This window comes from Proteus sp. fly-1008 (genome assembly GCF_040140305.1).
Lineage (GTDB): Bacteria > Pseudomonadota > Gammaproteobacteria > Enterobacterales > Enterobacteriaceae > Proteus > Proteus vulgaris_B.
The window spans coordinates 104,480-116,772 of the sequence record NZ_JBEEWH010000005.1; the positions used below are offsets into that span (position 1 = coordinate 104,480).

Consider the following 12,293-nt stretch of genomic DNA (forward strand, 5'->3'; position numbering starts at 1 on the left):
TGTATTTACCTTACCACTTCGGATATGTTACCCGTAACAGTTACGGGTAACATTACAAAAAAGACTTAATATCTGCCTTAAAGGAGCATTCTATGAACGATACCCAATCCCTACACCATGTTTTCATCTTAATGGGGGTATCAGGCAGTGGTAAATCTGCGGTCGCAAGTGGTGTGGCACAACGTACAGGTGCTGCATTTTTAGACGGTGATTTTCTACACCCTCGCTCAAATATTACTAAAATGGCATCAGGCCACGCTTTAAATGATGAAGATCGTAAACCTTGGTTACAAGCACTAAATGATGCTGCTTTTGCGATGCAAAGAACGAATAGCGTATCGCTAATTGTCTGTTCTGCATTGAAAAAAAAATATCGTGATATGTTAAGAGACGGCAATCAATGCCTGCACTTTTTATATTTAAAAGGTGACTATGAGCTGATTGAAAGCCGCTTAAAAGCACGTAAAGGGCACTTCTTTAAACCTCAAATGTTAGTGACTCAATTTGAAACCTTAGAAGAGCCAACCAACGCTGAAAATGATGTGTATGAAATTGATATTTCAATGCCACTTGATGATGTAATTGAAAGTGCAATTAATAAAATAAATTCAGTGACACAAGGGGCTTTTGAAGGGGAAACAGTATGAGTACATTAACGCTTGTGCTAACTGCGGTTGGCTCGGTTCTATTATTACTCTTTTTCGTTATGTATGCGCGTTTGCATGCATTTATTGCATTGATGATTGTTGCTATCGGTGCAGGTATTTTCTCTGGAATGCCACTTGAAAAAATCACACAAACTATGCAAAACGGAATGGGTGGAACATTAGGTTTCCTCTCTATCGTGGTCGCACTGGGTGCAATGTTCGGTAAAGTGCTACATGAAACTGGGGCATTAGACCAAATCGCAGTCCGATTATTAAAATATTTTGGTGAAAAACGAGCTAACTACGCATTGGGTATTGCAGGCTTAATTTGTGCATTACCTCTGTTTTTTGATGTTGCCGTTGTCTTATTAATTGGTGTTGTATTTGCGGTTGCTCGTCGTACTGGTGGCAATGTGGTGAAAATGGCTATCCCTCTGTTTGCGGGTGTTGCAGGTGCTGCCGCCTTCTTATTACCGGGACCAACACCGATGCTATTAGCTGACCAAATGAACGCTGATTTTGGTTGGATGATTTTAATTGGTTTATGTGCGGCTATTCCGGGCATGTTACTAGCTGGCCCTATCTTCGGTAACTTTATTAGCCGTTACGTTACCTTAGAATTACCAAAAGATTTAACTGAACCAAGTCTGGGCCAAAACAAAATGCCTTCTTTTGGTTTTAGCCTTGCTCTTGTGTTATTGCCTTTAGTGTTAGTGGGATGCAAAACCATTGGCGCACGTTTCGTTGAGGAAGGTTCTCAGTTATATAATATTCTTGAATTTGTTGGTCATCCATTTATCGCAATTCTTGTGGCTTGTTTAGTGGCTATTTACGGTCTTGCTATTCGTCGTGGTATGAGCAAAGAAAAAGTAATGGAAATCTGTTCTGCTGCAATCCAACCTGCGGGGATTATTTTGTTGGTAACGGGTGCCGGTGGTGTTTTTAAACAAGTGCTGGTGGATTCAGGTGTTGGTCCGGCATTAGGGAATGCTTTAATTGGTGCAGGTATGCCAATTGCGGTGGCGTGTTTTATTCTTGCTGGTGCTGTGCGTGTTATTCAAGGCTCTGCAACGGTAGCGTGTTTAACTGCAGTAGGTTTAGTTTTACCAGTTATCAATGAGTTGGGCTACAGTGGCGCACAAATGGCGGCATTATCAGTGTGTATCGCGGGTGGCTCTATTATTCTTAGCCATGTTAATGACTCAGGTTTCTGGTTGTTTGGTAAATTTACTGGTGCGACAGAAGCACAAACCTTAAAAACATGGTCTTTAATGGAGACTATTCTGGGTACAACAGGTGCAGTTATAGGCATGATCTTCTTCGCTTTTCTCTAATATCTAATCTTTATTTTCACATTGTTAGCGCGTCTTTTGACGCGCTTTTTTTCATTACAATAAATAACTATTAAATGTGACAGAAAATACCAAATTTCTCATTAACCTATAGGTTTCTTTATTTCGGTGGGCACACTAGGGTTGTCATATTATGGTTGACTATAATTCGCTTTTTATTAAACACACTGATTGCAATATTCACACAATCACACTTATTCGAGATTCAATTTTAGCATCAAGTAATAAGCTACAAAATAAGCTCAGTTTGCTTGATGAAATGGAACATCTCTTTAGCCAAATGTTAGATAACTCACAATCATTGACTCAATTTCTAAATGAAGTGGATGCGCATTTTACATATAGCCGAAAAGAGATAGACGATTTTTCAAGTTGGCTGAAGAAAATTAAAGATAGTGCTAGCAATATTGATAGGCTTTCCAGTCAGGCGAATATTTTATCAATTAATTCAGCAATTGAAGCTGGACACATCGGGCGTGAAGGGGCGGGATTCTCAGTCTTAGCCCAAGAGATGAAAAAATTATCATTAGAAATCCAGAAACAAGCTTCTTCTATTGCCAGCATTAATAATAATTTAGGTGCTCGTTTTATTCCTGTTAAAGCAACCACAGAAAAAAACCAACAGCAGGTTCAACAAGTTAAAACACTGGTTGAAGAAGGGCATCAAAATTTAACGTCACTGTCAGAACAAGCTAGCGAGCTTAAACATATTTTTACCTTTCTTTCGATGCAACAGTTTTTTAATACGGTTAAACTTGATCATGTTTTATGGAAAGAAGCGATTTATATCCATTTATTGAATAATGATGATGAACACTGTGTTAATCAGCATACAGAGTGCCGTTTAGGCAAATGGTATTATCAAGGTGATGGGCGGAAATTTGCAGGTACAGAGGCTTTTCGGCGTTTAGAACAGCCGCATAAGTTAGTGCATGAATGTGGACGTTTAGCATTAAAGGCCAATATAGAAGATAATCAAGAAATGGTTGCACACTATATAGAGCAAATGGAACAAGCCAGCGTTGATGTTATCAAATATGTTGATGTTTTATTAAACTCAGATAATTACTAACTTGATGAATAAAACAAGAAAAACAAAAAGGAGCGATAAGCTCCTTTTTGTGTGTTGAACTGCGTGAATTAGCTCTTGTTTATTAAGGTATTTAATTGGCTATAAAGTGTATTGGCACTGCTTTCATAGCCTTCCCGAGAAAGATGAACACCGTCAGGTCTGGCTAAATCGTACAGCGCCCATGCTTTTATCGAACATTCGCCACCCATATAATCACGCCAATCCCAAAAGAGCGTCTTCTCTTGCTGAGCCACTTCTTTTTGAGTTCTGACGATATCACTTAGCCATTGAGGTTGTTGTGAACGACAATCTGGTGCTTCTTTATTTTTAACTGAATCAGACGGTCCAATTAATAAGATAGCGCTATTAGGCGCTTGTTGGCGAATTTGACGAATTTTATCCGTCAGTTGTTGGCGATAGGCATTTAAATCAAAAGTATCATTAAAGGCTTCATTGGTACCATAAGCTAAAATTACCATATCAGGATTTAGCTGGCCTAATGTTTCTGTCCATTGTGCGCCCCATCTATCCATCATATTGATTGTGGCACCATTAATGCCTAACGAGGAGAGCATGACGCCAGGTTGTTGATTGGTGATCAACCAACCCCCTAATTTAACTGGCTGGCTTTTGCTAACTGTAATACTGACTGGAAAAGTCATAGTAATTGGATTTGAAAACTGCCATTTACCTTGCGTTTGCGATAATGAAAGGACTTTGCTTGTCGATGACTGTACATTTACTTGTGCTGTAGTTGGCGTTTTATAGAGCGCTTGTAATTGATAACGTTGCTGAGTTATTGGGTTTTCAGATAACTGTAATTTAGCCCATTTAGCTTGTGGTTCACTAATAAACCCGCCCAATGGGAAATCAGGATCGCTATCTTTTCTGCTTGAAAGCAGTGTCCATGCTTTTTTATCGCTTTGGTATTGTACGTTTGCAATACGTTGTCCTGCGATATTAGTCGGAGGAATAAAACCAATACCACCATTACCGTAATCGGCTTGAAAACGTTCACGCAACTTACCACTGAAAAAATCAGCCGCAGTATGAGAATCCCCTAACTGAACAATGTGCACTGTTTGATGGCCTTGTTGTAACCTTTTAACAAAGCTTGAAAAGTGAGGGTCGTGATAGTTGTAGAGTTGTCTTGAACCATCAGCAGGTAATACTGTGGGGGTGGGTAACTTCACTGTTTTTTCAGTGTCTTGATTACAAGCAACTAAGAGAGAAACTAAAGCCAGTATGATTGAGCTACTGACTAAAGTCTTACACTCAAGGATGTGCGTTAATTGTTTCATTTACAATAACCGTGTTTTTATCTTTTACATCATCGACTGCATTATCTTCTTTTGTTTCTTCTTGAAGATGAATACGTGAGAATACCTGTTGAGCAATAATTTGCTGACCTTTTAAGCTAAAATGAATACCATCACCGGCTCTTAACTTAACACGGCTACTACCATCACCCATATAATCAGAATAAATATCTTTCTCATATTTAAACATATCATTGACGGAAAGGTAAATTTCACCCATTTTCTCAGCTTCTTCACGGTAAAGTTTATCAAGATATGCCATGCCTTCAGATAACTTTTGTTTACGCATATTGGGTGGCCCAACCCAAATAACCGTAACATTATTCTGTCTGGCATTTTCTATAATGCCTGCAATGCGTGCTCGATAAGTTGATTCCCATGCTTCACTAGCAAATTTTAAATAACGCCCACCACCATCAGGTGGCATATCCCAAGGATCGTTAGGGCCTAAAAAGACCACCAGTAATTTAATGGTATCGTCACTGGCTAAACGTGTTGCAATAGTTTGTGGCCAATTAAAAAAGCGCGGATAAGCAAGTCCTGTACTTTGTTTACTTAAATCAATACTGCTGATGTTGTAATCCGTTTGCAGTTGGCGTTTAAGTAGTGGCGCGACGCCTTGCATCATTGAGTCACCCGCAAATAGGACTTTATCTTTTGGTGATAAGATAATTTCTGTTTTTTGAACGATAGGTTTTAAGGCTTCTAATGCCGCATCAGAGACGTCAGTAACAGAATGGTAAGGTAATCCTCCCATTATTTGCTTACGCTCCAATAATTGCGGAAAGCGTTGCGTTAGTTGAGATGCAGGTCGCGTATACCCATTAAAGAAGTGCAAGCCCACAGCAAAACCTTCAGGAAGTTGTTCTGGTGTGGAGGTTTGTACAATAGGTTTTGCTTGATTATCAGGATGGTGAACCTGTAGATAATCGCCGTAGCTTTCTATTGCAACAAATACGCCATCACGCAGTTGTCCCCCCACTTTCCAAGTATAATAATGAGAAAGCCCCGACCAAGGAGCAGGGCGATGATATTGTTGTTGCCAAAAGCGCTCTAGTGATGTTTGGTTTAGCCAAATCAGTAAAAGGGTACTCAACAGCACCATTAAGGCAACTTTTGCTGTCTTTTTTAGGTTTGAGCAGAAATCAAAAGCTGGCATAAATAAATCCTGGCACCCCATCTGGAGACAACATAAAAATAATAGTGAGGATCAACGCAAGTGGTAGAGGGTAAACATACCACGGCACTTTTTTCTCAAGACGAGCCACTATCTCCTTTAAGGTCACAAAGCAAGGATAAAGCAAGAACAGTCCCCAGAACATAAAGAGCGTTAAACCCTCAGCTTGTAATGATGCCCAAGCGCCCGTACTAAAGAGTTGCCGTATTAAGACAAACGCATCACCTACAGTTTGACTGCGGAAAAATATCCACGCAAAGCAAACAAAGTGGAAAGTGATTATCCATGACAACAACATATTTAATGACGATAACGCACTCGGTGGGGCATTTTTCTTCAAAGGAAAGAGACGGTGTTTAATATTTAATAGCACCACACCAATCCCATGAATAGCACCCCAAATAATAAAGGTCATGGCAGCGCCGTGCCATAATCCAGAAATCACCATAGCGGCAAAGGCATTAAAGTTTTGTCTAATCACGCCTTTACGATTACCCCCTAAAGGAATATAGACGTAATCACGAATAAAGGTAGATAAACTGATGTGCCAGCGACGCCAGAAATCGGCTAAGTTTATCGCTAAATAAGGGGCATTAAAGTTACGAGGCACGACAAAGCCTAGTAATAACGCGATACCAGTGACAAGATTGGTGTAACCCGAGAAATTAAAATAGATATGCCATGCGTAGGCATAAACTGCCGTCAGCACTTGTCCGCTTTGCGCTAAATCAGGCGCATTAAATACCGGATCAACATAGTTTGTTGAAAACCAACCACTTAACCAAAAGAGTTTTGCGATTGCTAAAACAATCAGCATTATTGCTCCTTTGTAATCAATGATTTTACGGGTTGGCGCCTGAATTTGCGGAAGAAATTCTTTAGCACGATTAATCGGGCCAGCTACGATGCTTGGGAAAAAGCACAGATAAAGCACAACATCCAAAAACGGGGCTTTGGGGATCTCTTTTCGACAAACGGAAACCACATAACTGACCGAATGGAATATATAGAATGAAAGCCCTAATGGCGCAAGTAACTCAATCAGCGGTAACTCAATGCTGAGTCCCCATTGCTGGAATGCTTGGGTGAGTGTTTCTTGGAAGAAGGAGTAGTATTTAAAGGCTGTAAAGTAGACACCCACCAATAACCCTAATAGCCAATAAATGACTTTAGAAGATGTGTACTTAGTTAATATATTCGCCAGTAAATAAATAAACAGTGTATAGCTTAATAAGATTATCGCAGGACGATAATCCGCATAAAAAAGAAAAGCATAACTGACTGTAATCAGTAGGATATTTTGGATCTTAACGTGCTTTTGGAAGAGCCAATATAGAATAAAAAAGCTAACAAAGGCTCCGAGAAACTCGAATGAAAAAAAATTCATAAATGGCTCTAAGGGTGTGATTTAAAAGTCATACCAAATGTATTACCCCATATATTATGAATTCTAAGCTGGCTTTCAATCAAAAGATTATCTTGTGATAAATAAAAGCCACTTTTCTCTAGAAAGAAAAGTGGCTTTTTGCCAGATGAAAGCCTGTTAAGGCTTAACTATCTTGTTTCGACTGCAACTGAACTTGAGTGATCAGTTTTTTATTTGAGTCGAACATTTCGGTCAGATAATCGTTATAACTTGAACCCAATTCTGAGTAACCTTTCAAGTCAGTGATTAACTGGCGAGAGTCGAGTTGTTGCTGCGTCATTCTTTGCTGTGCTCTTGAGGAGCGCAATGAATTATAGGCGCGGTGCGTATTGAGATTACGCATATAAGCAATCACTGAGCCTTCAATATCAGGGTAGGCTGCATAGCCTTTGGTTTTCCCTGGAACGTTATTGCAAGACTGACTCCCACATCGCATACCGAACAGATTGTTATTTTGTTGTGCCAACTTTGATGTTCCCCAGCCAGATTCTGTAGCGGCTTGCGTTGCGACAAAGTGTGTCGGAATAATATCAACGCGAGTCAGTAACGAATCCCAATTTACTTTTTTAGGGCTGGTACATGTGACGCCATAGTATTGACAGATTTCACGCAGTTTTTTTAAATCTGCGCTGCCCCAGTGCTGGGCTTTACGTTGAGCAGTTAACCACTCACGATCTCTCATTATCTTATTATTAACATTGTCAATAATAGGAACTATGACATTTAAAAACGCTTTCTTACGCTGTGTTCCCGAAGGGTATCTTTTCAAATCTGGCAACGGTGTTGACGTGCTTTTGAAAGAATACGCCTGCAGTATCTGGGAACTGCTGGTACTGGTTGAAGCAAAACTTACACCAGTAAATAGTAGTGAAATCAAGAAAGCGAAGACGGCACTTGTCCTCATCAATTGAGAGGGCATTGCTTCTCCTCGTTTAACTGGATAAAAATCGAACGAATACTAGCAAATTACTTTTTTTATAGCTACAAAATATCACCTCACATTAGGATAACTACGAGTGATTTGTTAAATAAATGTATAAGGTTTACTGGAAGGCCACGTTTTATAATCGCTTTTTTCCTTTAACAAAAAATGCTTTTTTGATAAAAACTTAAATTTGTCTTATGTAAAAAGCGGTGACTTAACCCAAATTTAGTAAAAATAAGGGTTTTTAATGTGTCAGTTTTGTTTGTTATTTAGTCAATTTTTGTTGTTTTTGGTCTAGTTTTATTATCAATTTCACGCGCTTTTTCTGCTAAATCAGTAAAATCCGCCTCATGCCAATAGGTTTTTGGATATGGTAAATTTGCCATTTGCGTTGTTGGCCAAAGCTGAAATTCTGCTAATTGTTCTAAAACATAACCAGAATAAGTACTAGGTAATGTGAGGTAGTGTGGAGATGCGGTTTCCTCAAAAGGTAACACCGGATACCGCATATCTGAGATATGATAATCACGCATTAAAACTAAAAATTTGTCAGGAACACGTTGTTGACTATCCCACCATTGTCCATCAATCACATCAAACCATTGTTGTGTTAATTGACGAGGTTGAGCTTCTAATTGATAGAGCGCGGAAGGAATGATGCCCTGCATTGATTGATTATAGTGCTCAAGGCTGGTGGCGTGACCATTAAGGATCAAAGTGAGTGAAAGTCGTGCACCAATTAAGTTTGAGTAGAGATCTTCAGGTGAAAATGCAGAGATACCCTCGGAGAATCCTGGCACAGAACGAAAACCATACCATTGTGCAATTTCATGCCATACCGCAAGACGATAACCTAATCGCGCGGCAAGATAAGCACTTAAGGTATAGCGTTCTGTTTCATCTTTAGGTGGGGTAAAAGCATTAAAGTGTATTTTACGTTGTGCTAGTTCATTGCTTAGTGTTAGCGTCCACTCTTGGCCTAACTTTGGATAGATATGGCTAAAGAGGTAGTAAGTATAATCTGCCGTATCACGAATATGGGCGATATCGAGGAATCCCCCTTTATGAGAGTAAATTAAACCTGATTTCTCACTCCCAAAACCTAATACGGCTGCTGTACCAAGCCAAAAGCTATCGTTATAACGATGATTACCTAATGTCGAAGCTTCAACTACATTATCAATACGATAAAAAGGCACGGGTATTTCAAACGCTTTGACTTTTAAGTTATAACCAAAAGCACAACAAGGTCTCAAGCCATTAGGTGCTGTTAGTGGTGCGGGTATTTGCCAAATCTGTATTGCCTTTTCATTGGTAACACTATCAAGATTGGCATGCAGAGATTTAACAGGTGTGACTTGAGTACAACCTGCAATAAATAAGAAGAAGACAATGGTGTTGATAAAAAGAAACCGCTTAAACATCAAAATGCTTCACCTACTTGAAAATAGAATCCTGTGCTTTCTTTACCGATACCAAAATCAAGGCGTACATTCATGCGAGGTTTGAACTCAAATCGATAACCGATGCCAACACTCGGTAACCAATGGCCTTGACCTAAGTCACGCGCTTGATCACTTAACGTACCACCGCCAACCCAAAGTGCAATGCCATGTCGCCAATCGAGTTTTTTACGGTACTCAACTTGGGTTGAAAAAACATGATTATCTTGATATCGCCCCTCATAATAGCCTCGCATTTGGTGCCCATTACTCAGTTTAGATAATTGGCTCCAAGGCACATCACCTGATGTAAAACGTGCATAGTTATCAAATGCCAATACTGCGGTATCACTCAAAGGATAATAGTAATTATATTGTATCTGTGTCGCATTAAAGCGGTTATTACTGCCAGTATCCGGTGAATAATGGGTATAGCTGATATCAAATGCCTGACCTTGGCTCGCATTAGGCAAAAAATCACGACTATCATAAGTAAAACGGACACTTAATCCAGAGCTGGTTGAGCGCAAAGGTAAATCGCGTTGATTCATATACGTTTTAAACGGATTATCGGGCGCGGCGGCTTGTAGATTTGAATAATCCCAGCCTAAACCAATATAGGTGTTTTTAGTGATTTGACGCAGTAACGTGGGCGTTAGACGCAATTCTTGAGAGCGAAATTCGCCGAAATGATCTTTTACACGCCCTTCGTGATAACCTTCACCCCAATAATTAGTTGGTACATTATTTAATGTTCCAGTGAGATAAAAGCGCCATGTATCATTAGCCAAATAAGTGTAGTTACTAAAGGTCATACCAAAAGCCCCTGTCGAGGAGCCAAAGCCACTTAATGAGAGTGACGATATTTTGCTATCAGGGCGGCTGTCTGCTTGATAAAGCCCCACAAGGGCGATACCGACACCTAATTCTAATTCAGGCGTATAGAAAGGCCCGGGTAAAATACCCCAGTCGATAGTTTTACTGCGATCGAAGCTATTTTCTCCGCCTAATCCTACTAACCATTGGTCTATTTGTTGTCTATCAGGAAAGAGTTGTGCTTGTGCTGTGTGTGAAGTAAAGAGGCTGGCAAATGCCAGCCCAAAAATAAAAGGGTATTTAACCATTAAAAACGGAACTCACCAGAGACAAAAAAGCTATTACGGTTATTAAAACCGAGTTCTGTAATGACATTAAAGTTACGTGTGACTTCTAAACGTGCACCTACTGTTTGGTTCCATTTATGAGCAAGATGCTGTTCAACATCGAATTTAATATCCCCACCAAATATTCCGACCATTTGTTCAAAGTTGGGTGGTAAATTTAACTTGCTAACATCACCTCTAAAACGTTGAGTAATATCTTGGTACATTGCACCTGTCCACACTTGCAGTTTGGTATTGCCTTGACCAGAAATTAACGGTTCAAAGATAAACTCATAACCTACTCGAGGTGAAATCACTAACGCTTTAATATCACCGTCTAAAATATCAAGGTTAGTTTTGGTGTAGTTTAAGTCAAAAGTACCAAAGAACTGGTTATAGCCCCCTGCTAAAGTAAAACCTCCACCATAAGTTTTGCCTTCAAAATCTAAATTAAATATTTCGTTTTGAGCAACAGGGATAACGAAACCGCCACCAAAGTCAGCGCGAACATCGTTTAGAACAGAACGAGAAGTACCTTTAGTTTTACCGTATAAGCCATAAACATTGAAAAAAGGAAACACCCAACTGTCTAATTTAAGCATATGGGTTTCACTTTTTTCACGAGTGTGTCCCACATCAATTTTGACAACATCGCTGATTTCAGGCCATGCAGGTGTCGAAAAGCCAATTTTATCCACGATAATATCTTGACGTAGATTCATATAACTATAGCTTGCACCAAATGGCTCAGGAATATCATAACCACGAGCACGGGCTTCATCACCCCAAATTGGTAAAACACGAGATTGGCTTGCTGGGGTACGTGTATCTAGCGAACCTTCATTATTTAATGCAGTGCCACCAGATTGGCTCACACTTAAAGAGAGCAGAGGACGATCGCTGTCCGCATAAGAAAAACTCGTGGCAAGGAGGGAGGCGGTCAATACCACCTTATTTAAATTGGAAAAGTTCATACATAACCCACAGAAAATTAAAAAAGTAAGTAGTAAAAGAGTAGCCGTAAATTTTAATCTTTTTCTAATTGATGGTCACCAGCTATAAGTGCGATATACAGTAAGAGATGCTTATATTTCGCGTTATTATAGGATTATTAAGGGTTTATTAAGTAAAAAACCTTATTTTTTCTAAGCTAATCTTAAGAAAAGTAGTCAATTAAAATTATAAAAGAGAATAATAATTATTCTTTTAATTATCGTTCTTTTATTGCTTTCTATAATACTGATTAAATTAACGTCGAAATAAGTTATTTTAGTGATAAACCGTTATGATATTAGTCAACTTCACATGGACTCTTTTAATAAAGGAACGCTATGACCTATCAAGAGCTTTATCAGTACGCTATTTTTATGTTGTCTCGCCGTGATTACAGTACAAAAGAACTACAACGTCGAATCGAACGCCGAATTCGCGAAACGGAGAAAGATTCACCTACCGCTCCTGAATGTTTGCCTCAAGTAATTGAACGCTTACTTGAAAGCCAATACCTTGATGACAATCGAACCATATATAGTTTTTTTCGTAGCTATTTAAATAAATCTTATGGGCCGTTACGTATTCGCCAAGAATTACGCCTAAAAGGATTTCCCAGCGAAATTATTGAACGTGTATTAGAAGAAACAGACACCGATTGGTACGCACTTTGCCTAGAGGTCAAAGAGAAAAAATTTGGCACAGGCAAGCCCAAAGACTATAAAGAGAAAGCGAAACAAATCCGCTATTTACAATATCGTGGGTTTACCTCTGATTATATCAATGCATTGTTTTAATTGA

Annotated in this window: 11 protein-coding genes; 4 read left to right on the top strand and 7 right to left on the bottom strand. The window is 39.3% G+C overall.

The window, feature by feature from the left end; all coding sequences use genetic code 11:
• Nucleotides 1-92: 92 nt before the first annotated feature.
• The 3 genes from gntK to ABN256_RS10535 all read left to right on the top strand — a co-directional run bounded on the left by gntK (nt 93) and on the right by ABN256_RS10535 (nt 3,071).
• Entirely contained in the window at nt 93-647 is a 555-nt protein-coding gene (gntK, locus tag ABN256_RS10525) for a gluconokinase (RefSeq protein ID WP_196554521.1), read from the top strand.
• The gene (gntU, locus tag ABN256_RS10530; protein ID WP_072069100.1) at nt 644-1,981 is read left to right on the top strand and encodes a gluconate transporter; all 1,338 of its coding nucleotides are present in this window, start codon (nt 644-646) and stop codon (nt 1,979-1,981) included. The genes gntK and gntU overlap by 4 nt, the downstream gene beginning before the upstream one ends.
• Nucleotides 1,982-2,132: 151 nt before the next feature.
• Nucleotides 2,133-3,071 carry a methyl-accepting chemotaxis protein gene (locus ABN256_RS10535; RefSeq protein ID WP_196554520.1) on the top strand — a complete coding sequence of 313 codons (939 nt, stop codon included), beginning with the start codon at nt 2,133-2,135 and terminating at the stop codon, nt 3,069-3,071.
• A gap of 68 nt (nt 3,072-3,139) precedes the next feature.
• Here ABN256_RS10535 and ABN256_RS10540 read toward each other — a convergent pair whose 3' ends face one another.
• From ABN256_RS10540 to ABN256_RS10570, 7 genes are all read right to left on the bottom strand, one after another.
• Complete coding sequence (locus ABN256_RS10540; protein WP_340893959.1) at nt 3,140-4,372, bottom strand: SGNH/GDSL hydrolase family protein; 1,233 nt, start codon at nt 4,370-4,372, stop codon at nt 3,140-3,142.
• Entirely contained in the window at nt 4,347-5,549 is a 1,203-nt protein-coding gene (locus ABN256_RS10545; RefSeq protein WP_196554518.1) for an SGNH/GDSL hydrolase family protein, read from the bottom strand. Before ABN256_RS10545 ends, ABN256_RS10540 begins: the two co-directional genes overlap by 26 nt.
• Nucleotides 5,536-6,954, bottom strand: a complete 1,419-nt coding sequence (locus ABN256_RS10550; RefSeq protein WP_196554517.1) for an MBOAT family O-acyltransferase — start codon at nt 6,952-6,954, stop codon at nt 5,536-5,538. The genes ABN256_RS10545 and ABN256_RS10550 overlap by 14 nt, the downstream gene beginning before the upstream one ends.
• Nucleotides 6,955-7,117: 163 nt before the next feature.
• On the bottom strand, nt 7,118-7,912 hold the full coding sequence (locus tag ABN256_RS10555) for a protein bax (protein ID WP_109408381.1): 795 nt from the start codon (nt 7,910-7,912) through the stop codon (nt 7,118-7,120).
• Between the two features lie 275 nt (nt 7,913-8,187).
• Nucleotides 8,188-9,342, bottom strand: a complete 1,155-nt coding sequence (locus ABN256_RS10560) for a DUF4056 domain-containing protein (protein WP_196554516.1) — start codon at nt 9,340-9,342, stop codon at nt 8,188-8,190.
• Nucleotides 9,342-10,484, bottom strand: a complete 1,143-nt coding sequence (locus ABN256_RS10565) for a BamA/TamA family outer membrane protein (protein ID WP_196554515.1) — start codon at nt 10,482-10,484, stop codon at nt 9,342-9,344. The genes ABN256_RS10560 and ABN256_RS10565 overlap by 1 nt, the downstream gene beginning before the upstream one ends.
• Entirely contained in the window at nt 10,484-11,476 is a 993-nt protein-coding gene (locus tag ABN256_RS10570) for a hypothetical protein (protein WP_164526775.1), read from the bottom strand. Before ABN256_RS10570 ends, ABN256_RS10565 begins: the two co-directional genes overlap by 1 nt.
• Before the next feature lie 357 nt (nt 11,477-11,833).
• On the opposite strand from ABN256_RS10570, the gene ABN256_RS10575 reads away from it, so the two are divergent.
• Nucleotides 11,834-12,289, top strand: coding sequence for a RecX family transcriptional regulator (locus ABN256_RS10575; RefSeq protein WP_196554514.1), 456 nt, complete (start codon nt 11,834-11,836; stop codon nt 12,287-12,289).
• Nucleotides 12,290-12,293: the final 4 nt, after the last annotated feature.

Coding starts and splice junctions, on each gene's coding strand:
- gntK (WP_196554521.1), top strand. CDS start 93: ATGAACGATACCCAATCCCTACACCATGTTTTCATCTTAATGGGGGTA.
- gntU (WP_072069100.1), top strand. CDS start 644: ATGAGTACATTAACGCTTGTGCTAACTGCGGTTGGCTCGGTTCTATTA.
- ABN256_RS10535 (WP_196554520.1), top strand. CDS start 2,133: ATGGTTGACTATAATTCGCTTTTTATTAAACACACTGATTGCAATATT.
- ABN256_RS10540 (WP_340893959.1), bottom strand. CDS start 4,372: ATGAAACAATTAACGCACATCCTTGAGTGTAAGACTTTAGTCAGTAGC.
- ABN256_RS10545 (WP_196554518.1), bottom strand. CDS start 5,549: ATGCCAGCTTTTGATTTCTGCTCAAACCTAAAAAAGACAGCAAAAGTT.
- ABN256_RS10550 (WP_196554517.1), bottom strand. CDS start 6,954: ATGAATTTTTTTTCATTCGAGTTTCTCGGAGCCTTTGTTAGCTTTTTT.
- ABN256_RS10555 (WP_109408381.1), bottom strand. CDS start 7,912: ATGCCCTCTCAATTGATGAGGACAAGTGCCGTCTTCGCTTTCTTGATT.
- ABN256_RS10560 (WP_196554516.1), bottom strand. CDS start 9,342: ATGTTTAAGCGGTTTCTTTTTATCAACACCATTGTCTTCTTCTTATTT.
- ABN256_RS10565 (WP_196554515.1), bottom strand. CDS start 10,484: ATGGTTAAATACCCTTTTATTTTTGGGCTGGCATTTGCCAGCCTCTTT.
- ABN256_RS10570 (WP_164526775.1), bottom strand. CDS start 11,476: ATGAACTTTTCCAATTTAAATAAGGTGGTATTGACCGCCTCCCTCCTT.
- ABN256_RS10575 (WP_196554514.1), top strand. CDS start 11,834: ATGACCTATCAAGAGCTTTATCAGTACGCTATTTTTATGTTGTCTCGC.